Raw genomic sequence first — 26744 nt, 5'->3', positions numbered from 1 at the left:
CGAACATATCGATGACCCCCGCCCCCCCCCCCCGCCCCCCCCCCCCCCCCCCCCCCCCCCCCCCCCCCCCCCCCCCCCCCCCCCCGCACGATCCAGCACAGCTGCCGCGGCCGGCCGGGCCGCCGTCCGCGCCTGAGCTGCCGTCCCCGCCCGCGCCGGCCCACTGACACGGCCCGCTCAGGCGAGAGGACGGCGGCCGAGCGCCGTCACGGCTTCGGGAGCTCCAGGCGGGGGAACACCGGCGTGGGCTCGGCGACCCGGTCGCCGCCGTCGCCGCACTGGGCGGCGATGCGCAGGGCGGCCCGCGGCAGGAACGGGAGCAGATGCGCCGCGAGCTCCCGGCACGTCGCGACCAGTTCCGCGAGGACCGCGTCGAGGGCCGCCGGGCCCGCGTCCTGCTTGCGCTCGGCCTTCGCGAGTTCCCAGGGGCGGGCGGCCTCGACGTAGCGGTTGCCCTCGTTGCCGATCGCCGTGATCGCCTCGGCGGCCCGGCGGTAGTCGAAGGCGGCGAACGCGGCGTCGATCGTCGTCGACGCCCGTCCGCGGGCCGCGCGCAGCGCCGCGGCATCAGGGTTGTCCGCGGCGACCGGCGGGATCACCCCGTCCCGGTAGCGCCGCACCATCGACACCGTGCGGTTCACCAGGTTGCCGATATTGTTGGCGAGGTCCTCGTTGGCCCGGGCGACGAGGCGCTCGGTGGTGTAGTCGGTGTCGCCGCTGCGGGCGACGTCGCGCAGCATCCACCAGCGCAGCGCGTCGGAACTGAAGGCCGCGACGATGTCGGCCGGGTCCTCGGCGTTGCCGGCCGACTTGGAGATCTTCATGCCGTCAGCGGTGAGGTACTCGTGCACGAAGATGGTGTCCGGCAGCCGCACCCCGGCCGAGAGCAGCATCGCCGGCCAGTAGACGGCATGGAAACGAATGATCCCCTTGCCGATGACATGCACCCGCGCGTCCGAGCCGCTCCACCAGTGATCGAAGCTCGCCTCGTCGGTGCCGTAGCCGGGGGCGGTGATGTAGTTGCCGAGCGCGTCGAACCAGACGTAGATGACCTGGTCCGGGTCGCCGGGCACCGGGATGCCCCAGCCGCGCGCGCGGGTCATGCTCCGCGAGGCGCTGAAGTCCTCCAACCCCGCCTCGATGAACGAGAGCACCTCGCGCTTGCGGGTCGCCGGCTCGATCCGCAGCCGGTCGGTCGAGATGAGCTCGTGTAGCTGGTCGGCGTAGCGGCTGAGCCGGAAGAACCAGTTGCTCTCCTCGACCAGGTCCGGGATGGTGCCGTGCTCGGGGCAGCGCCCGTCGATCAGCTCGTCCTCGGCGTAGAACTGTTCGCATCCGACGCAGTACAGGCCGGCGTAGCTCTTGCGGTAGAAGTCGCCGGACTCGGCGCAGGCCGCCCACAGCTTCTCCACCCCGGGCCGGTGCCGCGGGTCGGTGCTGGTCTTGATGAAGTCGTCGAAGGACAGGTCCAACGGCTCGCGCAGGGAGATGAACCGGGCGGCGACCCGGTCGACGTACTCGACCGGCGTGATGCCCTCGGCCTCGGCGCTCTGGACGTTTTTCAGGGCGTTGTCGTCGGTGCCGGTCTGGAACCGGACCTCCTCGCCACGGGCCCGCAGGTGGCGGGCGTAGGCGTCGGTCTCGACGAGTTCCAGCGCGTGCCCCACGTGCGGCTTGCCGTTGACGTACGGGATGGCCGTCGTCACGAAGTAGCGACCCATCGGTTTTGGATCCTCCCGCCCCGGCCGCAGCCCCACTCCTCGAGGCTCCGTCGGGGCCTCATCGGTGGTCTGTCAGGACGCGCGCAAGAGGCCGGATGGCATGGGCATCAGCATCATCCGGCGGCTAGCCGCCTCGGCGGCGACCCGTGTCGTCGACACAACCGAGATCCTACGCCGGTCGACCCCACAGGAAAAATCTTCGTGTTGGGTGTCGAGAGCATGGCGTCGGCTCCGTCCCTGGGGCATGAGTGGCCACGACGGGCCACCCGACGTTCGAGGAGGATCTCGTGAAGTACCTGCTGCTCAAGCACTACCGCGGCGGCCCGACCCCCACCGTCGACTTTCCGCCGCTGGACCAGTGGGAGCCGGCGGCGGTCGACGCGCACATCCAGTACATGCGGGACTTCGCCGCCCGGCTGGAGGAGACCGGTGAGCGGGTGGACGAGCAGGCGCTGTCGCCCGAGGGGACGTTCGTGCGGTACGACGGCGAGGGGCGCCCGCCGGTGACCGACGGCCCGTTCGCCGAGACGAAGGACCTCATCGCCGGCTGGATGGTCATCGACGTGGAGTCCTGGGACCGCGCGCTGGAGCTGGCCGGTGAGCTCTCGGCCGCCCCTGGCCCCGACGGTAAGCCGATCTACGAGTGGCTCGAGCTGCGCCCGTTCCTCACCGGGCCGCCGACGGTCACCGAGTGAGGGTCACCGCATGAGCGAGGTGCCGCTGCGGGAGCTGGTGCCCGCGGTGATCGGGGTCCTCGTCCGGCGCGGCGCGGACTTCGCGTCGGCCGAGGACGCCGTGCAGGAGGCCCTGATCCGGGCGTTGGCGGTCTGGCCGGACGATCCGCCGCGGGATCCGAAGGCCTGGCTGGTCACGGTCGCGTGGCGCAGGTTCGTGGACGCGGCTCGGGCCGAGGCCTCCCGGCGGGGACGGGAACTCGCCGTGGACGCTGAACCGCCGGCCGGCCCGGTGCCGGCGGCGGACGACACGCTGCGGCTGTACTTCCTGTGCGCGCATCCCATCCTGCCGGCCGCCTCGGCGGTGGCGTTGACCCTGCGTGCGGTCGGTGGCCTGACGACCCGGCAGATCGCGGCGGCCTACCTGGTCCCCGAGGCGACGATGGCGCAGCGGATCAGCCGGGCCAAACGGAAGCTCGCCGAGCTTCCGCTAGATCAGCCCGGTGAGCTCTCGACAGTGCTGCGGGTGCTGTACCTCGTCTTCAACGAGGGGTACGGCGGCGATGTCGATCTCGCGGCCGAGGCGATCCGCCTGGCCCGTCAGCTGGTCGCGCTGACGGACGATCCCCCGGCCGCAGGCCCTGGCCACCAGGCCGCGGGCCCGGACCCCGAGGCTACGGGTTTGCTCGCGCTCATGCTGCTGCACCATGCGCGCCGGGCGACGCGCACCGGTCCGGGCGGGCGGCTGGTGCCGCTCGCCGAGCAGGACCGCACCCGCTGGGACACCGAGCTGATCGCCGAGGGTGTGCGCCTCCTGCAGGCCGCGCTGGCCCGGGACCAGCTCGGCGAATACCAGGCTCAGGCCGCGATCGCGGCTCTGCATGCGGATGCCCGCAGCACCGCCGAGACGGACTGGGTGCAGATCGTCGAGTGGTACGACGAGCTGGTGCGCCTCACCGGTAGCCCCGTGGTGCGCCTCAACCGTGCCGTCGCGGTCGGGCAGGCTGACGGGCCGTACGCCGGCCTCGCGGCCCTGGCCGGCGTACGGCCCGACCTGCCCCGCTATGCCGCGGTCACGGCCTACCTGAACGAACAGGCGGGTGATCTGGAACGCGCCGCCGATCTGTATGCCGAGGCCGCCCGCGTCGCCGGCAGTGTCCTGGAACGCGACCATCTCACCCGCGAGGCCGCCCGGGTCCGCGAGCGCCTGCGGTTCCGCGGAACACCATGATCGCCAGATGCGTCGGGGGTGTCGTGTGCGCGGGAATCGTCACTCACGGCGACCACTGGTAGATCCCGAACGTGCCGACCGCCAGGCCACACTCCCGCCGGTCACGATAAGTAACCGAAGTAGAAAGGGTCCGCCCGCCAAGTCGATCTTCTGTGGTCCTTCTTAACGGTTTCGTGTCCGATTTGCCCGTATAGAAGGACCCATAGAGGCGCCACGGCCAACCGCCGGCCTCCCTTGTCGTCGCGGATTGTGATGGTCGGGGATTACGTGGATCCACCCTGCCCTCTGGTCGCGACCGGCCTTCTCGCTGGCCTCCACCTGTGCGCCCCCATGATCTGGATCGGAGACCTCACCCGCACCACCCCATGATCACAAGGAGATCCAGGCCCTATCGGGGCGTGCGCGCGGGCAGGTAGCGCGCGGGCAGGTGGGAGAAGAGTGAGGATTGTCACGGCGGTGTCGGGCGGGCTTCGGGCCGATGCTTGCTGGGGTGGGGCTTCCCGCGGCAGGCCGCGGCCTGGGGGCCCCCGATCGGGTCAGCCCTGCGTGCCCCCCGATAGCGTCGCCTAAGCGCATTCCTCTCGTGCGCGGCAATATCGGTCCAACAGCTCTTATTTCCCCCGATCTCCGGCGCGGCACGGACGTCTCCGACGTCCGACGGGCTGGCAGCCAGACCGCCGCCGGTGGGCGGCCGGGGCAGACCCCCGTCCACCGGCGGCCTGGGTCGATCAGGGGCGGGGCGCCCATCCGGGCCAAGCGGAGACCCGAGGCACGTCCACGCGAGGCGCGAACGATCAGCCGGACCTGCGAGGATCGGGGGCATGGTGGTTCCCTCCGCTGCGCCGGCCTCCGAGGAGCTGTTCCGGCGTGCCGAGCGCGTCGTACCCGGCGGCGTCAACTCGCCCGTCCGCGCCTTTCGCGCCGTGGGCGGCAGCCCGCGTTTCATGGTGTCCGGCGACGGGCCGTATCTCACGGACGCGGACGGTCGCACCTACGTCGACCTGGTCTGCTCCTGGGGGCCGATGATCCTCGGCCATGCGCATCCGGCCGTCGTCGAGGCGGTGTCGCGGGCGGTGTCCGCCGGCACCAGCTTCGGGACACCGACGCCCGGCGAGGTCGAACTCGCCGAGCTGATCGTGGAGCGGGTCGGCCCGGTCGAGAAGGTTCGACTGGTCAACTCGGGCACCGAGGCGACGATGAGCGCCGTGCGGCTCGCCCGCGGCTTCACCGGCCGTCCGACGATCATCAAGTTCGCCGGCTGCTACCACGGGCACGTCGACGCGCTGCTCGCCGCCGCCGGCTCCGGCGTGGCCACCTTCGGCCTGCCGGACACCCCGGGGGTCACCGGGACCGCGACCGCCGACACGATCGTCCTGCCCTACAACGACCTGGCCCGCCTCGAGGCGGTGTTCGCCGAGCGCGGCGAGTCCATCGCGGCCGTCATCACCGAGGCCGCCGCGGCCAACATGGGCGTCGTCCCGCCGCTGCCCGGCTTCAACGCGGGCCTGCGCCGGCTGTGCGACATCCACGGCACGCTGCTCATCCTGGACGAGGTGATGACCGGCTTCCGGATCTCCCGGGCCGGCTGGTGGGGCATCGAGGGCGATGTCGAGGACTGGTCGCCGGACCTGTTCACCTTCGGCAAGGTGATGGGCGGCGGCCTGCCGGCGGCGGCGTTCGGCGGCCGGTCCGACGTGATGTCGAGACTCGCGCCGGCCGGGCCCGTCTACCAGGCCGGCACACTGTCGGGGAACCCGATCGCGGTCGCCGCGGGCCTGGCCACCCTGCGGGCCTGCACCGACGAGGTCTACGCCACCGTCGATGCCCGGGCGGCCGATGTCGCCGGCATCGTGTCCACCGCGCTCACCGAGCAGGGCGTGGCGCACGTGCCCGCGAGCGCCGGCTCGCTGTTCAGTTTCTTCTTCACCGATGCGTCCGCCGTCGTCGACTACGCCGGCGCCCAGGCGCAGAACGCCGCCCGCTATGCCGCGTTCTTCCACAGCATGCTCGACGCGGGCGTCTACCTGCCACCCTCGGCGTTCGAGGCCTGGTTCGTCAGCGCCGCCCACGACGACGCCGCGCTCGAACGCATCGCCGCCGCCGCCCCGGCCGCCGCCCGCGCCGCGGCCGCCGTCCCGGAACCCGTCCCCGCCCCGGCGGGTGGAGGTGTGTCGTGACCGAGCTCACCCGAGTGCACCTCGTCCGGCACGGCGAGGTGTTCAATCCGCGCAAGGTCCTCTACGGTCGGCTGCCCGGCTTCGGTCTGTCCGAGAACGGCCATCGTCAGGCCAAGGTCACCGCGCAACACCTTGCCGAGCTGGACGTCGCCGCCGTGGTCTCGAGCCCGCTCGAGCGGGCCCAGCAGACCGCCGCGCCGATCGCCGCGGCGCACAACCTGACCGTCGGCGTCGATCCGCGGCTGATCGAGAGCCGCAACGCGTTCGAGGGCCGGACCTTCGAGGCGGGTCCGGCGGCGCTGAGCCGGCCCGCGATGTGGCCATTGCTGCGCAATCCGTTCCGTCCATCCTGGGGCGAGCCGTACACCGAGATCGCGCAGCGCATGCTCGCCGCCGTCGCCGAATGGCGTGACGCCCATCCGGGCCGGCACCTCGTGCTGGTCAGCCACCAGCTGCCGGTGTGGACGGCGCGCCGGGCGCTCGAGGGCGTGCACCTGTGGCACCGGCCCGACCGGCGCCAGTGCGGCCTCGCCAGCGTCACCACGGCGGTCTATCAGGGCACCCGGCTCGTCGGCATCGAATACGCGGAGCCGAACGGCCCGACCGGCAACGCACCCGGCTCGGTCGGCGCCTGAGCGCCGGACTGACCGGGGTCCTGCCGGCCCTGCGCTGCCCGGTGTGCGCCGACGGCCTGGGCTGGCCGGACAGCGGCTTGGGCCGACCGGGCGGCAGTGTGCGCTGCGCGGCGGGGCACAGCTTCGACCTGGGTCGGGGCGGCTACCTCAGCCTGCGTACCGGCCGTTCGCGCCGGGTCACCGGCGACACGTCCGAGATGGTGGCCGCCCGGGAGTCGTTCCTCGGCGCCGGGTACTACGCGCCACTCACGGCGCGGCTCGCCGCGCTCACGACTGCGGCATGTGCCGGCCGCGACACCCCGACGATCCTCGAGGTCGGCGCCGGCACCGGTCACCACCTGGCCGGCGTACTGGCCGCCCTGGCGAGCGCGCGGTCGCCCGCAACCGTGCCGTCCGGGCCCGTGCCGTCCGGGTCCGTGCCGTCCGGGCCAGAGCCCCAGGCCGGGGAGCCGGTCGGGATCGCGGTCGACGTCTCGCCCGCCGCGCTGCGCCGCGCGGCCCGGGCGCATCCGCGGATCGGGGCCGTGTCGTTCGATGCCGCCGGCCGCTGGCCCGTCGCCGACGGTGGCGTGGACGTCCTGCTGGATGTCTTCGCCCCGCGCAATCCGGGCGAGATGCGCCGGGTGCTGCGCCCGGACGGGCTGCTGCTCGTCGTCACCCCCGGACCGGGCCATCTCGCCGAGCTGCGCGGCCCGCTCGGCCTGGTCGGGATGCAGGCTGACAAGTCCGACCAGCTCGACGGACGGCTCGCCGGTTCCTTCGTCCCCGGGCCGGTGGACCGGCTCGACGTGCCGCTCACGCTCCCTGCCGCCGCGGCTGTCGATCTTGCCCTGATGGGGCCCACCGGGCACCATCGCACCCGCGACGAGCTGTACCGGGCCGCGGTGTCCGTCTGGGATGGGGGTCCCGCCGTCGTCGCCGTCACGGCCTGCTTCCGGGTGCACCGCTACCACCGGGGACCCCGGCGACGGGATGGTACCCAGTAGCCGGTCGCGGGCCCAGTGGCGCGACCCGTGGGGAACCACACGCGCACCTGCCGGCGCCGGCGCCTACGCTGAATCGAGTTCTACGGCCGGTCGTAGGTCTACCGTGGGTCGTAGTTCTACAGTGGGTCGTAGACGGGCGCGAGAGCCAAAAAGGGCGGAGCACATACTGGTGCGCGTGGCGAAGACGGAACAGCGGTCCAGGTCAGGTGGAGGTCCGGACGAGCCGCCGGCCGGCAGCGCCTGCCCCCGGGATACGTCGGTGCGCGCCGTCCGCGTCGGCCTGATCGCCCTTGTCCTGGCGCTCGTCAGCGTGCTGGGCGCCTGTTCCACCCACGGCAACGCGACCGACGCCACCGGCGGTGACGGCTACGGCTTCGTCCAGCAGGCCGCCGGCAAGGACTTCGTCACCGCCGACAAACGGCATGCCGCGCCGGCGCTGTCCGGCAAGGACCTCGACGGCAAAGCCATCAGTCTCGTCTCGATGCGAGGCAAGATCGTCATCGTCAATTTCTGGGCGTCCTGGTGCGCGCCTTGCCGGGCCGAGACGCCGGGGCTGGCGAAACTTGCCCGGCAGAGACCCACGGTGGCCTTCCTCGGGGTCAACGAGAAGGACGGCACGTCCAGCGCGAAGGCGTTCGCCCGCGACTTCGGCACGTCGTACCCGAGCATCGTCGACCGGCTCGGCACCCTGGCCGCGGGCTGGCCGGTGGCCCCCGGACTGCCGTCGACCTTTGTGCTCGACCCCGACGGGCGCATCGCCGCCCGCTTCACCGGTGGTGTGCTGCCCGAGGACCTCACTCCCGTGCTGAACCGGCTGCGGGCCGAGACGTGAAACATCCCAGCGGCGGGCGCGGCCTGATCGGGCGTATGCCAGGAAGGCCGTCGTGAGCGCGGTCGGGCTGATCACGGACGGTCCGGTGCTGCTCGCGGCGCCGGTGGCCGCTGCCGCCGGGCTGCTGTCGTTCCTGTCGCCGTGCGTGCTGCCTCTCGTCCCCGGCTATCTCAGTTTCGTCACCGGCCTCACCGGCGAGGAGCTGGAGGACCGGGAGCGGCACCTCCCGGCCCATGCGGGCGGTGCCGCGCCCACCTCCGCCGCGGTGAGCGCCACGGCCTCGGCCGGTCCCGTTCTGGTCGGCGGCGGCGCGACCGCGACGATGACGGCGGCGCCAGCCACCATGCCCGCGGCCCCGGCCCTGCCCGGTGTGCCGCGACTGATGCGCCGGCTGCGGATCGGGGGGCGGGTGGCCGCCGGCACCGGGCTGTTCGTGCTCGGATTCACCCTGGTCTTCGTTTCCTTCGGGGCAGCCTTCGGCGGCCTCGGGCAGTGGACGCAACGTCACCAGGTCGGGCTCAGCCAGATTTTCGGCGCTGTCACCATTGTGATGGGTCTCGCGTTCGCCGGGATGTTCTCCCGGATGTCCTGGGCGAACCGGGAATGGCGCATCCACCGGCTGCCGCGTCCGGGCCTGCTCGGCGCGCCCGTGCTCGGCGTGATGTTCGGACTCGGCTGGACGCCCTGTCTCGGCCCCACCCTGACCGCCGTGTCGGGCCTGGCGCTGACCAGCGCGACGGCGGGGCGGGGGGCGTTCCTGTCCGCCGTCTACTGCCTCGGGCTCGGGCTGCCTTTTCTCGCTGTCGGTCTCGCCTTCCGGCGGGCCGCCGGCGCCCTGCACCTGCTGCGTCGGCATGCCCGCGTCCTGAGCATGTCGGGCGGGGCGCTGCTGGTCGCCGTCGGAGTGCTTCAACTCACCGGGGAGTGGGCCGTTCTGATCACCTATCTGCGGCCCTACGCCCCCGGCTTCTCGGAGACGCCGCTGTGACCACCTCCACCAGCTCCGGGACGTCCGGGTCCAGGTCGTCCGAGTCTGGGTCGACCGGGTCTGGGACGATCACCGAGGACGCGGGTTTCGACCAGGACACCGCCGCGCCCCGCCGGCTGCCGGACGGGCACGCCGACGCGGCCGTCGCTGTACGCCCGGAAGCCTTCGACCCGCCGTCGCGTACCGCCGCCCCCCCGCTCCCGGGCGCCGATGCCGCCCGGGACGCGGATGCCGTGCGGGACGGCGAGGCCACCCGAGGCTCCGATGCGCCCGGGGACGGCTCCGGATCGGGCGGGCGCACCGGGGGCGGCAGCGGACAGGGTATGACCGGCCGCTCGTCCGCTGGTGACGCCGTGGGAAGCCGCCCCGGGCCGCTCGCCCTCGCCGCGCGCAGCTGGCGGCAGCTCACCAGCATGCGCACAGCGCTGCTGTTGCTGTTCCTGCTGGCGCTTGCCGCGGTCCCGGGCTCGCTGCTGCCGCAGCGCAACATCAACCCGCTGCGAGTCGAGCAGTACCTCACCGACCACCCGACTCTCGGCCCGTTGCTGGATCGGTTCTCCGGCTTCGGCGTCTTCGGCGCGCCCTGGTTCGCCGCGATCTACCTGCTGCTGTTCATCTCGCTGATCGGTTGTCTGTCCTCGCGGATCCGGTGGCACGCGCGCGCGCTGTTCACCGCGCCGCCGAAGGCACCGGCACGCCCCGGCCGGCTGCCCGGCGGCAGCGCCTGGACCAGCCCGTTGCCGCCGGCCGAGGCGACGGCGCTGGCCCGCGGTGTGCTGCGCGGACGGCGTTTCCGGGCCAGCGTCCCCCCCGCCGATGCCCGGCGCCCGGACGGGTCGCCCGACACGTCCGTCGCCGCGGAGAAGGGCTACCTGCGCGAGACCGGCAACCTGTTGTTCCACGTCGCCCTCGTCGGACTGCTCGCCGCCATCGGCTTCGGCTCCTGGTTCGGGTACCAGGGGACGACGCTCGTGGTGACCGGCGACGGGTTCGCCAACACGCTCGTCTCCTACGACCAGTTCAGCGGCGGCAAGCTCGTCAACACCGCGAAGCTGAAGCCCTTCTCGCTGACGCTCGATCAGTTCAAGGCGTCCTACCAGCCCAACGGAGAGCCCTCGGACTTCCGGGCGGACGTCAGCTACGCGGACGACCTGAACGCCCCGACCCACAAGGCGACCATCCGGGTCAACCATCCACTGGTGCTGGACAACGCCAAGATCTATCTGATCGGCCACGGCTACGCGCCGCATTTCATCCTGCGGGACGCGAAGGGCCGCATCGTCTGGCAGAGTAACGTGGCCTGCACACCTCGTGATGGCATGTTCACCTCCACCTGCACGGTGAAGATCCCGGACACCGGCCTCGCGCCGGTCGGAGCGCGCCGTGAGCCGCAGCAGCTCGCCTTCAGCGGGGTGTTCACCCCGACGACCCAGCTAGACCCCACCCGCGGGTACGTGTCGATCTTCCCGGCGGCCACCGCGCCCGGCCTGACGATCGCCGGTTTCGTCGGCAACCTGCACCTCGACGAGGGCGTGCCGCAGAACGTCTACACCGTCGACACCGCGGACATGAAGCAGATCGCGATGACCGGGCCCGCCGGTGCGAACCGCACGGCCCAGGTCCTCGCGCCGGACAACTCGAAGCAGCGCACGCTGACCGGCCTGCCCGGCGGCCTGAGTCTCGAGGTCGACAGCGTCGCCGAGTTCGCCACCTTCCAGGTGAAGTCCGACCCGACGAAGCGGGAGGCGCTGCTGTTCGCCGCGCTCATCGTCGTCGGACTGGTCGCGAGCCTGCGGGTGCGTCGCCGCCGGATCTGGGTGCGCGCGCGTCCGGTTCCCGGCGGCGGGTCCGTCGTCGAGATCGGCGGCCTGTCCCGCTCCCACGGAGACGGCTTCGCCGCCGAGCTCGCGAGTCTCACCAGCCAGGTTCGTGAGGCCACCGCGGCCGGACCGGACGGCGACGCGGATCCAGGCAGTGCCGCGGCCGCGGCGGCGGATGGGACAACGGCCAGCACGACCAGCGAGACAGCGACCCACGACGCACAGGCCGGGAAGCCGAAGGCCGGGGAACGGGAGCACTGATGGCGGTCAACGAGGGTTTCGCGAGCCTGTCCGATCATCTGTTTGGTAGCGGTATGGCGGTGTACTCGGCCGCCATGCTCGGCTTCGCGGCCGAGTTCGCGTTCAGCCGACTGGGCACACGTCCGAGCGCGGCTGGGGCGGGCGAGGCGACGGCGACATCGGCCGTGCCCGCCGCGCGTACGTCGGCGGACCGGCCGGCCGTGCTGGTCGGCGCCGCGACCGCGGCCTCAGGCGACCCGGCCGGATCGGTCATCGGCGCCGATGCCCCGGATCCGGGCGATGACGCGGCGGCGAAGGCGGCCAAGGCCCGGGAGATCGAGGCGGTCCGCGAGCGGGACCGGGCCGAGCACTCGCTGGCCGGCGGCAACGACGGCGATCTCAAGGTGCCGGCGCGGGCCCGGTGGATCGGACGGTTCGCGGTCGGTGCCACCGCGGTCGGCTGGGCCCTGCACCTCGCGTCGATCGTGACCCGAGGGATCGCGGCCGACCGGGTGCCGTGGGGCAACATGTACGAGTACTCGTCGATGATCTGCCTGATCGCGGTCACGACGTTCCTCGGCCTGATCACCCGGCACAACGTGCGCTGGCTGGGCGTCTTCGTCATGGTGCCGGTCGTGCTGTACCTCGGCTTCGCCGGGACGGTGCTCTACGTGGCGCCCGGGCCGCTGGTACCGGCGCTCAACTCGTACTGGCTGAAGATCCATGTGGTCGGCGCGATCGTCGCCAGCGGAGTGTTCCTCGTCTCCGCGGTGACCACGGTGCTGTTCCTCATCAAGGAACGCTGGGAGAACCGCCTGGCCGAGGTGGCGTCCGGACGGGCCGAGGCCAGCCGGGCGATGCGCAACCGCGGCGGTATCGTCCTGCGGCTGCCCTCGTCGGCCGCGCTGGACACGCTGACCTATCGGATCATCGCGTTCGCGTTCCCGATCTGGACCTTCGCGATCATCGCCGGCGCGATCTGGGCCGAAGCCGCCTGGGGCCGCTACTGGGGCTGGGACCCGAAGGAGACCTGGTCGTTCATCACCTGGGTCTGCTACGCCGCCTACCTGCACGCACGGGCGACCGCCGGCTGGCGCGGACGGCGGGCCGCCGGCATCTCCCTGGTCGCGTTCACCGCGCTGTTCGTTGACTACTACGTCGTGAACCTCGTCATCACCGGTCTGCACTCCTACGCGGGCGTCTGACGACGGATATACGCAGGCGTCTGACGACGGATACGCCGAGCCGGAGGTCGTGCACGTGTTCCGGCTCGGCGACGTCGGTCAGCCGCGTGACGGTGACGGAGGCTCGGCCTCGCCGCCGCGAATCCGTTCGGCGAGTTCACGCAGGAACTCCGGGTCGTCGTCCGGCCCCTTGGGCCGGCTCACCGGGCGGCGGGTCCCCATCCGCGAGCCCGGCCGGGCAAGGCCAGCCTCCCTGCGGGTGATCTCCCAGGCCGACCGCTCGCCGAAGGCCGGATGATCGGACACGGCCCGCCGTGGCGCGCGGGCGCCCAGGCCGTGCACCCGCGGACGACCGAAGAGGAACCAGGCAGCCGCCCCGAAGACACCGAAGAACACCACCGCCACGATCCAGAGCAGTTTCGACCCCACCCGTACCTCGTCCGGGGGCGTTCCGACCACGTCAATGATCGCATACGCCCAGACACCGATGATCACAAATGTCAGTGCGAGGCCCAGCACCTGCTGGTCGCTCCTTCCCGCTCGCTTGACGATTACATCGTGCTCGACATATCGGGTACCAACGCCGACGGACGGGTCATGTAGTCCCGCCCGGGCGGGGCGGTCGTCCCGACTTTCCGGGCGGTCGTCCCGGCGCGGCGGGCCCGGCCATGTGCGGCGTCTCCGGACGGGTCAGACGGCGTGCGCCGCCCTGTGCCTGAGGGCGCACATGTCGCGATGGTGGCCGGCCCGTGTATCCCTAGTGTGCCCTCTGCCCCCGGCCCGCGTCCGGCCGGTTGCCAACCGCGTTGCGGACGGCCCGCCGACGGACGGCCCACAGACCCGGCGGCGACTGGGGTCCGGCGGCCGCGTCCGGCACCGGCATCCAGCTTTCCGTATACGGAACACTACTGGTGGTGGGAGATTCGGCGGCGGTCGCTGGCGGCTGCGAGGATGGGTGGCATGGCCTGGGCGGATCTACGCGCGTTTCTCGCGCACCTTGAGCGGCACCGAGATCTGCGCCGGGTGTCCGCACCGGTCGATCCGAAGCTGGAGATCACTGAGATCGTCACCCGGGTGGTGCGTGAGCAGGGCCCGGCGCTGCTGTTCGAGTCCCCGCTCGGCGCGGACATGCCGCTTGCGATCAACGTGTTCGGGACCGAGTCGCGGATGGCCGCGGCACTCGGCGTCACCCGGCTCGACGAGATCGGCGAGCGGCTCGCCGCGCTGCTGCGGCCCGAACTGCCCACCGGCCTGTCGGGGCTGCGCGACGCGCTGGGTAAGGCCGCCTCGCTCACCTCGCTGCCGCCCCGGCGGGTGCGCACCGCCCCCTGCCAGGACGTCGTGCTCAAGGGGGCCGACGTCGACCTGTTCCGGCTGCCGGGCGTGCACGCGTGGCCGAGCGACGGCGGGGCGTTCCTGAACCTCGGCCTCACCCACACCCGCCATCCGGAGACCGGCGCGCGCAATCTCGGGATGTATCGGCTGCAGCGCCACGACGCGCGCACCGTCGGCATGCACTGGCAGATTCACAAGGACTCCAACGCCCACCACACCGTCGCCGAGCGGCGCGGCGAGCGCCTGCCGGTGGCGATCGCGTTCGGCTGCGACCCGGCGGTCACCTATGCCGCGTCCGCGCCGCTGCCCGCCGACATCGACGAGTACCTGTTCGCTGGCTATCTACGTGGCGAACGGGTGGAGCTGGTCGACTGCCTGAGCGTCCCGCTGCGAGTGCCGGCGAACGCGCAGATCGTCCTGGAAGGCTGGCTGGAGCCCGGCGAGCGGCGCCCGGAGGGCCCGTTCGGCGACCACACGGGCTTCTACACGCCGATCGAGCCGTTCCCGGCGCTGCACGTCGACGTGATGACGATGCAGCGCGAACCGGTCTTCCAGACGATCGTCGTCGGCCGCCCGCCGCAGGAGGACGGGCCGATGGGCAAGGCCACCGAGCGGATCTTCCTGCCGCTGATCCGGATGATGATTCCGGAGATCGTGGACTACGACCTACCCGAGGCTGGTGTCTTCCACAACTGCTGCATCGTCTCGATCGACAAGCGTTTCCCGAAGCACGCGCAGAAGGTGATGAACGCGGTCTGGGGCGCCGGGCTGCTCTCGCTGTCCAAGTTGATCGTGGTCGTCGACGCCGACTGTGACGTGCATGACTACCACGAGGTCGCCTGGCGGGCGTTCGGCAACGTGGACTACGCCCATGACCTGCTCACCACCGTCGGCCCGGTCGACCATCTCGACCACGCCTCCTACGAGCAGTTCTGGGGCGGCAAGATCGGCGTGGATGCGACCCGCAAGCTGCCGACCGAGGGCTACCGCCGCGACGGCGGCTGGCCCGAGGAGATCGTCATGGATGCCACGGTGCGCGACCGGGTCACCCGGCGCTGGAAGGAGTACGGCCTGTGAGCGACGCGACGTTCCTGCCAGGGCCCTCCGGCGGCGCGGCGGCGCCCGGGCGGGGATCCGGCGGCGGGCAGGAGCACGAGCTGGGTCACCTGCGGGCATTCCTGCGCCTCGTCGTCATCGAGCACTCGGTGTTCGCACTGCCGTTCGCCTACATCGCGGCGCTGGCCGCGTGCTTCGACGCGTCACGCTCGGTGCACTGGGCGGACCTCGGGCTCGTCACCGTCGCCATGGTCGCCGCCCGCACCTTCGCGATGGCCGCGAACCGGATCATCGACCGGGCGATCGACGCCCGCAACCCGCGCACGGCGAACCGCGAGCTGGTCACCGGGGCGATGTCCGTGCGGACGGCCGTGATGGGCTCGGTCGTCGCCCTGGTTGTCTTCGCCGCGGCGGCGGCGGCGCTGTCCTGGCTCTGCCTCGCGCTCGCCCCGATCGCCGTCGCCCCGCTGGTGATCTACCCGTACGCCAAGCGTTTCACCGACTTCCCGCATGCCGTCCTCGGGATCGCCCAGGCCATCGCGCCCATGGGGGCCTGGATCGCCGTCACCGGGCACTGGTCGTGGGCGGCGTTCGTGCTCGGACTCGCCGTCGGGAGCTGGATCGGCGGATTCGATCTCATCTACGCCTGTCAGGACGCCGAGGTGGATCGGCGGATCGGGGTGCGCTCGGTGCCATCCCGGTTCGGGGTGCGCGGCGCGTTGATCGGCTCCACCGTGACCCACATCGTCACGTTCGCCTTGTTCGTGACCTACGGCCTGATGGAGAGCACCGGCGCCTGGTGGTGGGCCGGGCTCGCGGTCACGGCGGCGGCGTTCTCCTACGAGCACGCCATCGTCTCGCCGAAGGACCTCTCCCGGGTGAACCGGGCGTTCCTGACGGCCAACGGTTTCGTGGGCATCGCCCTGTTCGTGTTCGCCCTCGCCGACCTGCTCAGCCGCGGACTGTCGGCCTGAGCCGCGTGCCGCCGCGGGACGAGGAGGGGCCGAGGATTCCCTGGGTGGTCGGGGTCAGCGGCGCAAGCGGCACGCCGTACGCCGCCGCGGTGCTGCGCGGATTGCTCGCCGCCGGAAATCCCGTCGACCTCGTGCTTTCCCGCGCGGCCCGCCTGACCCTGCTCGACGAGACAGGCCTTGCCTGGCACGACACCTCCTGGCCCGCCCCGCTGGCCGCCTGGCTGGCGGCGCCGCTCGGCGTGGGTCCCGACATCGACGGCCGCGGCGGCCGGGACACCGTGACCGAGGAGCGGGTGCGCGCCCTCATCACGGTGCATGCGCCCGGGAACCTCGCCGCGCCGCCGAGCAGCGGCTCGTATCCCACCCGCGGGATGATCGTCGTGCCGGCGAGCACGGCGTGCCTGGCCGGGATCGCCCTCGGCCTGTCGAAGGACCTGCTGCAACGCTGCGCGGACGTGACTCTGAAGGAGAGACGTCGCCTCGTCGTCGTTCCCCGGGAGATGCCCTACACCGGGGCGACGTTGCGCCACATGCTCGCCCTGCACGAGGCCGGCGCGGTGGTGGCCGCGGCGAGCCCGGGCTTCTACGCGGGCGCACGCGAGGCCGGCGATCTGGTCGATTTCGTCGCCGGACGGGTCCTGGACGCCGCCGGCGTCGAGCACGGGCTTTACCGCCGCTGGACCGGCGAGCTTGGCGCCGCCCGGGGGGCGGTTCCGCGGAACCGCTGATCGTCTGACGGGAAGTGCCGGTCACCTCTGGCGGACCAGGCGCCCGGACAGGCACAGTGGTCCCGGGACCTGCGGTGCTTCGGGACGCGCACACGGCAGGAACAGATCGAGGGGGACGGACATGGCTACAGGTGGCAGCGCGGCGAAGGGCCGCGGCGGGAAGACGGATCGGCCGAAGCCGCCTGCCAAGGGCTCGCCGCCGGCCGACCCGAATCTTCGGGCGCAGCTGCCGTATTTCGTCGCCCGGCTCGCCGTGCTGGTCGTGGTCACGGTCGTGCTCGCGGTGACCGGGGTGAACGTGGTGCTCGCCGTTCTGATCGGGTTCGTGGTGGCCGGGCTGCTGACCTGGCCCCTGGGGCGCATGCAACGCCGGGCAGCGCAGCGCTCGTCGCAGCGGGGAGGAACCGGCGGTCCGCGCGAGCGGGGCGACGCGGGCAGCGCGGACGGTGCGGGCAGCCGCTGATTGTGACGGGCCAGCCGGGCCACGACCGCTGGAGCGGGCGGGCGATCGGGCTAGTCTGGACGGCATGGACGCTGGGCTCAAACGGGAGATCGAGGCCAAGGTCGCGGACGGGGAGCGGCTCAGCCGGGCCGACGGTGAGGCGCTGTACGCCAGCGATGACCTCGTCTGGCTGGGCGAGCTCGCGCACGAGGTGCGCACCCGCAAGAACGGGGATCGGACGTTCTTCAACGTCAACCGGCACCTGAACCTCACCAACGTGTGCTCGGCGTCCTGCGCCTACTGCTCGTTCCAGCGCAAGCCGGGCGAGTCGGACGCCTACACGATGCGCATCGAGGAGGCCGTGCGGCTCGCGCGGGAGATGGAGCCGGCCGGCATCACCGAGCTGCACATCGTCAACGGGCTGCATCCCACGCTGCCGTGGCGCTACTACCCGCGGTCGCTGCGCGAGTTGCGGGCGGCGCTGCCGGGAGTCGCGCTCAAGGCGTTCACGGCCACGGAGATCCACTGGTTCGAGAAGATCAGCGGTCTGCCGGCCGACGAGATCCTCGACGAGCTGATCGACGCGGGCCTGGAGTCGCTCACCGGCGGCGGTGCGGAGATCTTCGACTGGGAGGTCCGGCAGAACATCGTCGGCCACGAGACCCACTGGGAGGACTGGTCCCGCATCCACCGGCTTGCCCATGCCAAGGGGCTGCGCACACCGTGCACGATGCTCTATGGTCACATCGAGGAACCACGGCACCGGGTGGACCATGTTCTGCGGTTGCGCGAGTTGCAGGACGAGACCGGCGGCTTCGCGGTGTTCATTCCGCTGCGTTTCCAGCACGACGCGGCGGGCGACCCGCGTAATCGGCTGATGAACCAGCCGATGGCGTCCGGTGCTGAGGCGCTGAAGACCTTCGCCGTCTCCCGGTTGCTGTTCGACAACATCGACCACGTCAAGTGCTTCTGGGTCATGCATGGGCTGACCACGGCCCAGCTCGCGCTGAACTTCGGTGCCGACGACCTGGACGGCTCGGTCGTCGAGTACAAGATCACCCATGATGCGGACCGGTTCGGTACCCCCACCACCATGACGCGCGAGGATCTGCTGAGCATCATCCGGGACGCCGGATTCCGGCCGGTCGAGCGGGACACCCGGTACCGGGAGATCCGTGCCTACGACGGGCCGGACCCCGCCCGTCGGGAAGTCGCGACGGCGATCGACGCCTGAGGCGGCCGACAATGACCAGCGGCAACCGGCCGACGCCGGCGCGCAACCCTCGGTACCCGTCGCGCCCGATCGGGGCGCCCGGAACCCCCTCGGTCTTCGCGCTTGCCTTCGTGGTGATCCTCGTTCCGGGCGTGCTGGCCTACCTGCTGTTGCACTGGGCCGGCCTGCCACTCGGGGCGGCGTGCCTGCTCGGGCTGCTCGCCGTGTTCCTCGGCCTGGGATTCTTCCCGACCGTGCTGCGCCGGCTCGGCTGGGTGCCGGCCAAGAAGCGGAGGTCCTGATGGAGCTGCCTCACCGTCCCGTCCAGCGTCGAAAGCCGGGTCTGCTGGCCATCAACCTGCGGTACTTCGCCGTGCGGGCACTGCTGTTCGGGGTGGTGCTGGCAGTGGTTCTGCTGCTGGGGCTCGGCGGGCTGCTTGCCTTCCTGCTCGCGCTGGCCGTCAGCGGACTGGCCAGCTACCCGCTGGCACTGCGCCAACGCCGTGCCATGATCGACGCGATGGAGAACCGTCAGGGCGGGCAGCGTTGAGCGGGCCAGCCCCGGCAGGCCCGCATCCGCAACAGACAAACGAGGTCCGGCCCCGGGTCGGGCACATCCAGTTCCTGAACTGTCTGCCGTTGTACTGGGGCCTGGTCCATTCGGGGGCGCTGCTCGACCTCGAGCTGACCAAGGACACGCCGGACCGGCTCAGCGAGGCGCTTGTCGCGGGTGACCTCGACATCGGCCCGATCAGCCTGGTCGAGTACCTGCGGCATGCCGATGACCTCGTCGTCCTGCCGGATCTCGCGGTCGGGTCCGACGGTCCGGTGCTGTCGGTCATCCTCAGCTCGGCGGTACCGCTGGCCGACGTCCGCACGGTCGCGCTGGGTTCGACCTCGCGCACCAGCGTGCTGTTGGCCCGGATGCTGCTCGAGGAGCGTCACGGCCTGCATCCGACCTATGTCACGATGCCGCCCGACCTACCGCACATGCTGCGCGAGGCGGATGCCGCCGTGGTCATCGGCGACGTCGCGCTGCGGGCCACCTATGAGTCCGAGCGGGGCGGCGCGAGCCATCCACTCGGCCTGATGGACCTCGGCGCGGCGTGGCGGGAGTGGACTGGCCTGCCGATGGTGTTCGCGGTATGGGCGGCCCATCGCGCCTTCGCCGAGCGTCACCCAGGCATGGTGAAGGAGGTGCACGACTCCTTCCGTGCGGGCCTCGACCTTGCGCTGGGTGACGTGGAACAGGTGGCGGCCCGGGCGGCCCGGTTCGAGGTGTTCGACCCGGCGACACTCGCCCGTTACTTCACCACGCTGGATTTCTCACTCGGAGTGCGCCAGCAGGCCGGGATCCGGGCCTTCGCCAGCCGGGCGGCGCGCCGCGGTGACGTACCGCCGCTGCGAGCCATGACCTTCGCTCAGGTCTGAGCTGCCCGAGCGGCGCACAGCTGGCGCAACTGTTCGACCAGGGCGCCGGTGGCCAGGCCTTTTTCCAACAGCGCGTCGGCGCCGAGGGTCAGCACCTGGTGTAACACCGCGTCCTCGGAGAAACCGGTGAAAATCACGACGACGGCGCGCGGCACAATGTGCCGAATACGCGGCAGGGCACCGAGACCGTCCAACACGGGCATGGCGAGATCGAGAAGCACCAGGTCGGGGTCGGTCCGGACCACTTCGTCGATGGCCTCCGCGCCGTTCGAGGCCGCGCCGACGATGACGAAGTCGGGCTCGGTGCCAAGCAGCAGGCACAACAGATCCCGCACGCCGTCCGCGTCGTCCACGACGACGACCCGTCGCGGTGGCGCGGACGGGCTGGTGGTACTGGCGACCTCGCCGGCAGCGCGAGGATCGCCCAGGACGACGTCGGGGCCGGCCCCGCGCCAGCCGGTAACCGAGTCGGATTCGGGCCCTGGGGGGCCGATCCTGACGGTGTGGGCATCCACCGAACGACCGGTATCCACGATTCTTTTGTACGCGCCCCGGGTGACCCGGCGCATCGTCATTCAGGATGGTTTTCGTGGATGACCCAGGCCGGTCATCCACGCGATACCTGGGATCGTGACGAGCTGGTCCAGCCACGATGCCGGCACGACGTGGCAGCTGCCGGAATAGGCCATACGGGCGAACTCGCCGGGATTCTCGCGGTTTCCAGCGACACTTCGCAGCCGTCACTCCTGTTTCCCAACAAGCGCCCAAGAAAAGCGGCATAATGTCTCGACGAGAGAGGGCGTCCCGGTGGCGGTGGCGGTGGCGGCGCGGTCGGGTCGATGGGAATCTCATGAATGGTGGTTCCGCGGGCCTCACTCCCGACTTCACCCCGGGATGTCGCTACGGAGAGTAACCAATTCGACCGCTCGCGTATGGGACTTTCTACCCCTAGCCTATAAGGGCGCTCCATGGAGTAATCTGATCACTATCAGTGAATCCCGGCCGGATGGCCGGACGGATGTGCGAGGCGGCGTACTCCCGGCCTCCTGCGGCGGGAAGTGACCTCTGCCAGGGCGGAAGGACATCACAGATGCGGCAACGGGGCCGAGGCCGGCAGGGCGCGGCGACCGCCGAGGACGAGCTCCCCGGCGAGGTCCGTCGGCGGCGTTGTGAGCGCGCGCTGTCCCGCGACGAGCTTGCCGTGCGCACCGGCTACAGCCGCCAGTACATCGCCCAGTTGGAGCAGTCCAGCCGTGGCATCCCGTCCCGACCGGTGATCGCGGCGGTGGACGCGGCGCTCGAGGCGGGCGGGGCACTGATCGACCTTCGGGAGGCGGCCGTCGCCGCCCGGGCCGAGCGCTTGCGCCGCGGTCCGGATCCGGAGGCCGAGTCCCGCCGTCGGGTCTCGGACCTGCTCGACCACCGCCGCAGCGACGGCGAGTTGGACTACCTTGACCGGCTGGTGGTCGACCTCATCGCGAAGGCGGACCGGCTCGACCCGGCCGATGTCACCGCCCTCGTGCTCGACCACCAGAACGTGGTCGACAACCTGCTGGACACGCCCCTGCTACCGCACCAGCAGTTCCGTCTGTTCATGCTGGCCGGGCACCTCGCCGGCCTGCTGGCGATCTCCCTGCTCGACGTGGACGAGCTCGCGGGCGCGAGCACGTGCTGCCTGGAGGCGGCCGTGTTCACCGAGCTCACCGGGCACGAGGGCCTGCGGGCCTGGACGCTGGCGGTCAACGGGCTGATCGACGCCGCCGCCCGCAAGGCTTGTTCCGACGCCACCACCCGCGCCGAGTCCGGGTCCCCCGGCAGCCTGACGTCCCTGGATGAGGCCGGCCTCGAGGGCGCCGGGCGTGCCCTCGCTCCCGGGGCGGAGCGGGCCAGCGCCGATCTGCAGGCGGGTCGGCCGGCCGACCCGGGTGGCGAGGCTCCGGCGGACTCGCTGGCGGAAATGCTGACCGCGCCGGGGGGTCGGGAGCGTCAGCACCGACTCATCGGTCTGGTCAAGGGGCGGATTGACCGCTTCGGCGCCGCCGACCGCCGACCACTGTCGCGGCAGACCGGCCTGTCCCACGCCTTCCGGCCGCCGGTCTGAGCGCGCGTCCGTGCACGCGTCCGTGCACGTGTCCGTGCGTCCAGGTGAACGTCAGCCCCGTTGTTCCTTTTTTCTATCGGCGGGGTAGAGTTGATGTGACAGTGGGCGGAGAACGGAGAGCGAGGGGGTTTTCCCGGCTTGTGACGCTTTAGGCCCGCGGTGGGGTCGGTGTGAGGTCAGCAGCCTCACAACCCACCCATCGGCGTCACATCTGTGGAAGCATGGGGGCGTGGTCGCGCGCGCCCTCACCCCTGGGGCGCCGGTCGTGCGAGTGGCGGACCGTCCGGTCGGCACAGCACCCCGGCGTGGCGTAGCGATGTCCCCCGCAGCCCCGTGCCCGGTGATCGAGCCGATGCTCGTCGCCCGCCTGCACGTGGACCTGCTGCGGGTTTCCAGCGCCGGCTGTCGCCGCTCCCGCTGACGTCCCCGCGCGGTGCCGTGTAGACGGTGCCGCGCATCCCCGCGCGTCGAGAGATCCTTCATGTCTTCTCCTGCCCGTCCGGCCCGTTCCGCCGCGCGCCCGTCCCGTCCCAAGGGCGCGGGCCAGTGGGCGTTGGGCTACACCGAACCGCTCAACGCCAACGAGCGGATGAAGAAGGACCAGGGCGGCCTGGAGGTGCGCGACCGCATCCTGAACGTCTACCCGCACACCGGCTTCGACAGCATCGACCCGCAGGACCTGCGGGGCCGGATGCGCTGGTGGGGCCTGTACACGCAGCGCCGCCCGGGGATCTCCGGGGGACGCACGGCGGTGCTGGAGCCCGAGGAGCTCGACGACAGCTACTTCATGCAGCGGGTGCGCCTGGACGGTGGCCGGATGAGCGCCGAACAACTGCGCGTCATCGCGGACATCTCCACCCGTTTCGGCCGGGACGTGGCCGACGTCACCGACCGGCAGAACATCCAGCTGCACTGGATCCGGATCGAGGACGTCCCCGCGATCTGGGGTGCGCTCGAAGGCGCTGGGATGACGACCGCCGAGGCTTGCGGTGACACCCCGCGGGTCATCCTCGGCTGCCCCCTGGCCGGTGTCGACGGCGACGAGGTCATCGACGGCACCGCCGTCATCGACGAGATCGTCGAGCGGTACGTCGGCGACCCGACACTCGCCAACCTGCCGCGAAAGTTCAAGACCGCGATCTCCGGGTGCGCCGATCACTGCACCCTGCACGAGATCAACGACATCGCCTTCGTCGGGGTCGTCCACCCCGAGCTCGGCGCCGGCTACGACCTGTGGGTCGGCGGCGGCCTGTCGACGAACCCGATGCTCGGCGTGCGCCTGGGCACGTTCGTCCCGACCGAGCGGGTCGCCGAGGTGTGGCACGGCGTGTGCTGCCTGTTCCGCGACTACGGTTACCGCCGGCTGCGTACCCGGGCGCGGCTGAAGTTCCTCGTCGCAGACATGGGCGCCGAGTGGGTGCGGGCCACCCTGGAGAAGGAGTACCTGACCGCGGCACTGCCCGACGGCCCGCCGCCCGCGCCGCCCCGCACCGAGGGCCGCGACCACGTCGGTGTGCACCGCCAGCGCGACGGGCGCAACGCCGTCGGGTTCGCGCCGCGCGCCGGCCGGCTGTCCGGAACGGTCCTGCGGGCCGTCGCCGACCTCGCCGACCAGTACGGCGAAGGCCGCATCCGCGCGACGACCATGCAGAAGCTCGTCATCCTCGACGTCCCCGACGACGGGGTCGAGGCGCTCGCGGGCCAGCTCGCGCGGCTGGATCTCCTCGTGCGACCCAGCGTGTTCCGCCGCGGCACGATGGCCTGCACCGGCATCGAGTTCTGCAAGCTCGCCATCGTCGAGACCAAGGGCAACGCCCGCAGCCTCATCACCGAGCTCGAACGGCGCCTGCCCGACTTCGACGAGCCGATCGGCATCAACATCAACGGGTGCCCGAACGCCTGCGCCCGTTTCCAGGTCGCCGACATCGGCCTGAAGGGCTCGCTGGTCCCCGACGACACCGGGGAGATGGTCGAGGGCTTCCAGGTGCATCTTGGTGGCCATCTGGGCACGCATTCGCGGCTCGGGCGCAAGTCCCGCGGCCTGAAGGTCACCGCGGACGGCCTGCTCGACTACGTCACCGGCCTGCTGACGGCCTACCAGGAGCAGCGCGCCGACGGGGAGAGCTTCGCCGACTGGGCGCAGCGTGCCGACGAGTCGGCCCTCACCGGTGGGGGAGCCGATGGCCGGAAGTGATCGTGCTGTGCCCTTCTACTGCCCGTACTGCGGCGAGGAGGACATCGTGCCCGAGCCCGCGCCGGACGGATCCGGCTCCGGGCACGGCCACTGGTCGTGCCGGTCGTGCCGGCGCGCGTTCCGGCTGCGCCTGACGGCCCTCGCGGTCGCCCTGCCCGCGGCCGGCCAGACCAACGGGGAAACGGGCGAGGGCCCAGAGCGGGTCCCGGGTACGTGACAACGAGGAGACGACCGAGATGGATGCCGCGTTGAAGACCCGGGCGCTGCGAACCGGCGAGGAACTCGAGGGCGCTCCGGCCGAGGAGATCCTCGGCTGGGCGATCGAGGAGTTCGGCCCCAGACTGGTGGTCGCGGCGTCCATGGCGGAGGCGATCCTCGTCGACATGCTCGCCCGGATGCGCTCGGACATCCCGGTCGTCTTCATCGACACCGGCTACCACTTCGCCGAGACGATCGGCACCCGCGACGCGGTCGCGGCCACCTACGACGTCCCCCTGATCAGCGCCCGCCCGCAGCTCACCGTCGCCGGCCAGGACGCCGTGCACGGCCCCGACCTCTACCGCACCGACCCTGACCAGTGCTGCCGGATGCGCAAGGTTGTCCCGCTGGACCGGGCACTCGCCCCCTACCGGGCCTGGGCCGCGGGCTCGCGGCGGGCCGAGTCGGAGAGCCGTCGCGACCTCAGGGTCGTCGACTGGGATGACAAGCGCGGCAAAGTGAAGATCCACCCGCTGGTGGCCTGGACCGATGAGGACGTCGACCGTTACGTCGCCGAGCACAATGTGATCGTGAATCCGCTGCTGTCCGACGGCTACGACTCCGTCGGCTGCCGTCCCTGCACCCAGCGCGGCGCCGGTCGCTCCGGTCGCTGGGCCGGCAGCACCAAGACGGAGTGCGGCATCCACTGAGCCGCTGGGTGCCCGGTCCGCGCGATAGGGTGCACGCCGTGACGGACGGGCGGGCAACGGGTGAGGTCTGGCTGGTGGGGGCGGGTCCGGGCGATCCGGGTCTGCTCACGGTACGCGGTCGTGATCTCCTGGCAAAGGCCGACGTCGTGGTCGTCGACCGACTGGCCGTTCCCCTGCTCGACGCCGTGCCGCTGCTGACCGGAGCCGAGACCGTCCACGTCGGCAAGAGCGCGACGGCGCCGTCCTGGCCGCAGGAACGGATCAACGCGCTGCTCGTGGAGCGGGCCCAGGCCGGAGCGAGGGTCGTCCGGCTCAAGGGCGGCGACCCGTACGTCCTCGGACGCGGCGGTGAGGAGGCCGAGGCCTGCGCCGCCGCGGGTGTGCGCGCCACCGTGGTGCCCGGGGTGACCTCGGCGCTGGCGGTGCCGGCACTGGCCGGCATTCCCGTCACCCATCGCGACGTCGCGCAGGAGATCGCGATCGTCTCCGGGCATCTCGCCCCCGGCCATCCCGGTTCCACCGTCGACTGGCCCGGCCTCGCCGCGTCTCGTGCGACCCTGGTCATCCTCATGGGTGTGGCCCGACTGATGGCGATCGCCGACGCTCTGCTTGCCGGCGGCCGTCCGCACGCGACTCCCGTCGCGGTGATCGAACGCGGCGGGACTCCCGCCCAGCGGGTTCTGCGCACCACGCTGGATGCCCTCGCCGTCGACGCGATCGCCGCCGGCGTCCGTTCGCCCGCGGTGATCGTCGTGGGCAAGGTCGCCGCCCGCACCGACGCACCGGCCGGTGCTGTCGACGACGTCGTCGCTCGGCCGCTGACCGGCGTACGCGTCCTCGTCGCCCGTACCCGTCCCCGGCCCGGGCTGCTGGCCCGCCGGCTGCGGGCCCTCGGCGCGGACGCGGTGGAGACGGTCGTCGCCCGGCCCGCGCCCGCCGATGGCACACCCCTGCTCGCCGCGCTGGACGGCGCGCACGCGCTGCTGCTCTCCGATCCCGACGAGGTCGCCGCCCTGGTCAGCCTGCTGCGTTCAGCCGGCGCCGACGTGCGCGCCCTGGCCGGCCTGACGCTCGCCGCCGCCGGCCCGCAGGCTGCCGAGGCACTCGATGCCCTGGGCCTTGCCTCGGTGCCCCGCAGCGAACTGGCCGCGGGCCCGGCCACCGTCATCGTGGCCGGCGCGGCCGAGTGGCCGGCACCGGTGCGGCGAGTGGCGCTTCTCTGCGACGTGACCGCCGAACCGGACCCACGCATCGCCGAGGAGCTGCGCCACGGGGACTTCGACGTCGCCGCCTTCGCGTCCTCCACCGCGGCCCGCGGCACGGCGGAGCTCTACGGCCCCCTGCCGCCCGACCTGCTCGTCGCCGCCATGGGCCGCCGCAGCGCCGAGGCCTGCGAGGCCGCCGGCATGCGCGTTGACATCGTCCCGGACGAACCCGGCGTCCACCCGCTTGCCGCCGCCATCGCCGACTTCGTCACCGCGAGCCGGGTGCTACCGGGTTGAGGCCGCGCAGGGTGGCATGAAGGCGGGCGCGGACGGCTTCGACCACGCAGGCGTGCAGGCCGAGCGGTTCGGAGAGCACCCAGCGGGTCGCCGGATGGCGCTCGCGGGCCGCATCCAGCGCCGAGGGGATGTCATGGTGAGTGTGGTTGCCGTCGAACAGAAAGAACGGATAGGCGATGAGCTCGGCGCAGCCGGCGCCGGCGAGGCGGGCATAGCCCTCGGCGATGTCAGGGCGGCTCACCTCCAGGAAGGCCGCCTCGACCGCGTCCCAGGAGTCCCGGTCCTCGGCCAGGCATCGCGCCAGCTCACGTACGGTGGCGTTCGCCTCCCCCCGCCGAGAGCCGTGTCCGATCACCAGAAGTCCGCGCATGA

The 26744-nt window shown here is 71.9% G+C and carries 27 protein-coding genes; 23 read left to right on the top strand and 4 right to left on the bottom strand.

Annotation, left to right across the window (positions count from 1 at the left end; genetic code table 11):
- Positions 1-206: 206 nt before the first annotated feature.
- Positions 207-1721 (bottom strand): methionine--tRNA ligase, encoded by a 1515-nt coding sequence (locus MXD95_RS01280; protein WP_250638607.1) that lies wholly within the window; start codon positions 1719-1721, stop codon positions 207-209.
- Positions 1722-2008: 287 nt separating this feature from the next.
- Between MXD95_RS01280 and MXD95_RS01275 the strand changes: the two genes are divergently transcribed.
- The 9 genes from MXD95_RS01275 (at position 2009) to ccsB (ending at position 12509) form a co-directional block, all read left to right on the top strand.
- Positions 2009-2416: a YciI family protein gene (locus MXD95_RS01275; protein ID WP_250638606.1), complete on the top strand. Its 408-nt coding sequence runs from the start codon at positions 2009-2011 to the stop codon at positions 2414-2416.
- 10 nt (positions 2417-2426) lie between these two features.
- A complete protein-coding gene (locus MXD95_RS01270; RefSeq protein WP_250638605.1) occupies positions 2427-3626 on the top strand; it encodes an RNA polymerase sigma factor in 1200 nt (399 codons plus the stop codon).
- An 821-nt stretch (positions 3627-4447) separates the two neighbouring features.
- Complete coding sequence (gene hemL / locus MXD95_RS01265) at positions 4448-5803, top strand: glutamate-1-semialdehyde 2,1-aminomutase (protein ID WP_250638604.1); 1356 nt, start codon at positions 4448-4450, stop codon at positions 5801-5803.
- Positions 5800-6438, top strand: coding sequence for a histidine phosphatase family protein (locus tag MXD95_RS01260; protein ID WP_250638603.1), 639 nt, complete (start codon positions 5800-5802; stop codon positions 6436-6438). The genes hemL and MXD95_RS01260 overlap by 4 nt, the downstream gene beginning before the upstream one ends.
- Before the next feature lie 77 nt (positions 6439-6515).
- Positions 6516-7424 carry a class I SAM-dependent methyltransferase gene (locus MXD95_RS01255; RefSeq protein WP_250638602.1) on the top strand — a complete coding sequence of 303 codons (909 nt, stop codon included), beginning with the start codon at positions 6516-6518 and terminating at the stop codon, positions 7422-7424.
- A 259-nt stretch (positions 7425-7683) separates the two neighbouring features.
- A complete protein-coding gene (locus MXD95_RS01250; RefSeq protein WP_250638601.1) occupies positions 7684-8256 on the top strand; it encodes a redoxin domain-containing protein in 573 nt (190 codons plus the stop codon).
- 52 nt (positions 8257-8308) lie between these two features.
- A complete protein-coding gene (locus MXD95_RS01245; RefSeq protein WP_250638600.1) occupies positions 8309-9244 on the top strand; it encodes a cytochrome c biogenesis CcdA family protein in 936 nt (311 codons plus the stop codon).
- Between the two features lie 413 nt (positions 9245-9657).
- Positions 9658-11325, top strand: a complete 1668-nt coding sequence (locus MXD95_RS01240; RefSeq protein ID WP_250638634.1) for a cytochrome c biogenesis protein ResB — start codon at positions 9658-9660, stop codon at positions 11323-11325.
- Positions 11325-12509 (top strand): c-type cytochrome biogenesis protein CcsB, encoded by a 1185-nt coding sequence (gene ccsB, locus MXD95_RS01235; protein ID WP_250638599.1) that lies wholly within the window; start codon positions 11325-11327, stop codon positions 12507-12509. Before MXD95_RS01240 ends, ccsB begins: the two co-directional genes overlap by 1 nt.
- A 78-nt stretch (positions 12510-12587) precedes the next feature.
- Here ccsB and MXD95_RS01230 read toward each other — a convergent pair whose 3' ends face one another.
- Positions 12588-13007, bottom strand: coding sequence for a PLD nuclease N-terminal domain-containing protein (locus tag MXD95_RS01230; RefSeq protein ID WP_250638598.1), 420 nt, complete (start codon positions 13005-13007; stop codon positions 12588-12590).
- Positions 13008-13448: 441 nt separating this feature from the next.
- On the opposite strand from MXD95_RS01230, the gene MXD95_RS01225 reads away from it, so the two are divergent.
- The 8 genes from MXD95_RS01225 to MXD95_RS01190 all read left to right on the top strand — a co-directional run bounded on the left by MXD95_RS01225 (position 13449) and on the right by MXD95_RS01190 (position 19667).
- Complete coding sequence (locus MXD95_RS01225) at positions 13449-14900, top strand: menaquinone biosynthesis decarboxylase (RefSeq protein WP_250638597.1); 1452 nt, start codon at positions 13449-13451, stop codon at positions 14898-14900.
- On the top strand, positions 14897-15853 hold the full coding sequence (mqnP, locus tag MXD95_RS01220; protein WP_250638596.1) for a menaquinone biosynthesis prenyltransferase MqnP: 957 nt from the start codon (positions 14897-14899) through the stop codon (positions 15851-15853). The genes MXD95_RS01225 and mqnP overlap by 4 nt, the downstream gene beginning before the upstream one ends.
- A 44-nt stretch (positions 15854-15897) precedes the next feature.
- Entirely contained in the window at positions 15898-16581 is a 684-nt protein-coding gene (locus tag MXD95_RS01215) for a UbiX family flavin prenyltransferase (protein ID WP_374121931.1), read from the top strand.
- Between the two features lie 121 nt (positions 16582-16702).
- A complete protein-coding gene (locus MXD95_RS01210) occupies positions 16703-17044 on the top strand; it encodes a DUF4229 domain-containing protein (RefSeq protein WP_250638595.1) in 342 nt (113 codons plus the stop codon).
- Between the two features lie 64 nt (positions 17045-17108).
- Positions 17109-18257: an aminofutalosine synthase MqnE gene (gene mqnE / locus MXD95_RS01205; protein WP_250638594.1), complete on the top strand. Its 1149-nt coding sequence runs from the start codon at positions 17109-17111 to the stop codon at positions 18255-18257.
- Between the two features lie 11 nt (positions 18258-18268).
- On the top strand, positions 18269-18538 hold the full coding sequence (locus MXD95_RS01200; RefSeq protein WP_250638593.1) for a hypothetical protein: 270 nt from the start codon (positions 18269-18271) through the stop codon (positions 18536-18538).
- Positions 18538-18786: a DUF4229 domain-containing protein gene (locus MXD95_RS01195; protein WP_250638592.1), complete on the top strand. Its 249-nt coding sequence runs from the start codon at positions 18538-18540 to the stop codon at positions 18784-18786. The genes MXD95_RS01200 and MXD95_RS01195 overlap by 1 nt, the downstream gene beginning before the upstream one ends.
- A complete protein-coding gene (locus MXD95_RS01190) occupies positions 18783-19667 on the top strand; it encodes a menaquinone biosynthetic enzyme MqnA/MqnD family protein (RefSeq protein WP_250638591.1) in 885 nt (294 codons plus the stop codon). The genes MXD95_RS01195 and MXD95_RS01190 overlap by 4 nt, the downstream gene beginning before the upstream one ends.
- Here the strand turns inward: MXD95_RS01190 and MXD95_RS01185 are convergent.
- Positions 19658-20020 carry a response regulator transcription factor gene (locus tag MXD95_RS01185; RefSeq protein ID WP_250638590.1) on the bottom strand — a complete coding sequence of 121 codons (363 nt, stop codon included), beginning with the start codon at positions 20018-20020 and terminating at the stop codon, positions 19658-19660. The genes MXD95_RS01190 and MXD95_RS01185 overlap by 10 nt on opposite strands.
- A gap of 737 nt (positions 20021-20757) precedes the next feature.
- Between MXD95_RS01185 and MXD95_RS01180 the strand changes: the two genes are divergently transcribed.
- The 6 genes from MXD95_RS01180 (at position 20758) to cobA (ending at position 26372) form a co-directional block, all read left to right on the top strand.
- Positions 20758-21768, top strand: a complete 1011-nt coding sequence (locus MXD95_RS01180) for a helix-turn-helix domain-containing protein (RefSeq protein WP_250638589.1) — start codon at positions 20758-20760, stop codon at positions 21766-21768.
- Between the two features lie 229 nt (positions 21769-21997).
- Entirely contained in the window at positions 21998-22189 is a 192-nt protein-coding gene (locus MXD95_RS01175; protein ID WP_250638588.1) for a putative leader peptide, read from the top strand.
- Positions 22190-22249: 60 nt separating this feature from the next.
- A complete protein-coding gene (locus tag MXD95_RS01170) occupies positions 22250-23962 on the top strand; it encodes a nitrite/sulfite reductase (protein ID WP_250638587.1) in 1713 nt (570 codons plus the stop codon).
- The gene (locus MXD95_RS01165; RefSeq protein WP_250638586.1) at positions 23949-24179 is read left to right on the top strand and encodes an Insertion element protein; all 231 of its coding nucleotides are present in this window, start codon (positions 23949-23951) and stop codon (positions 24177-24179) included. The genes MXD95_RS01170 and MXD95_RS01165 overlap by 14 nt, the downstream gene beginning before the upstream one ends.
- A 19-nt stretch (positions 24180-24198) precedes the next feature.
- Positions 24199-24870 carry a phosphoadenylyl-sulfate reductase gene (locus MXD95_RS01160; protein WP_250638585.1) on the top strand — a complete coding sequence of 224 codons (672 nt, stop codon included), beginning with the start codon at positions 24199-24201 and terminating at the stop codon, positions 24868-24870.
- 38 nt (positions 24871-24908) lie between these two features.
- On the top strand, positions 24909-26372 hold the full coding sequence (gene cobA / locus MXD95_RS01155) for a uroporphyrinogen-III C-methyltransferase (protein ID WP_250638584.1): 1464 nt from the start codon (positions 24909-24911) through the stop codon (positions 26370-26372).
- On the opposite strand, the gene MXD95_RS01150 is transcribed toward cobA, so the two are convergent.
- Positions 26344-26742, bottom strand: coding sequence for a sirohydrochlorin chelatase (locus MXD95_RS01150; protein WP_250638583.1), 399 nt, complete (start codon positions 26740-26742; stop codon positions 26344-26346). The genes cobA and MXD95_RS01150 overlap by 29 nt on opposite strands.
- Positions 26743-26744: the final 2 nt, after the last annotated feature.

The organism is Frankia sp. AiPa1, assembly GCF_023243075.1.
In the GTDB taxonomy this organism is placed as follows: Bacteria; Actinomycetota; Actinomycetes; order Frankiales; family Frankiaceae; genus Frankia.
This window is presented reverse-complemented; position numbering and strand designations above follow the sequence as displayed.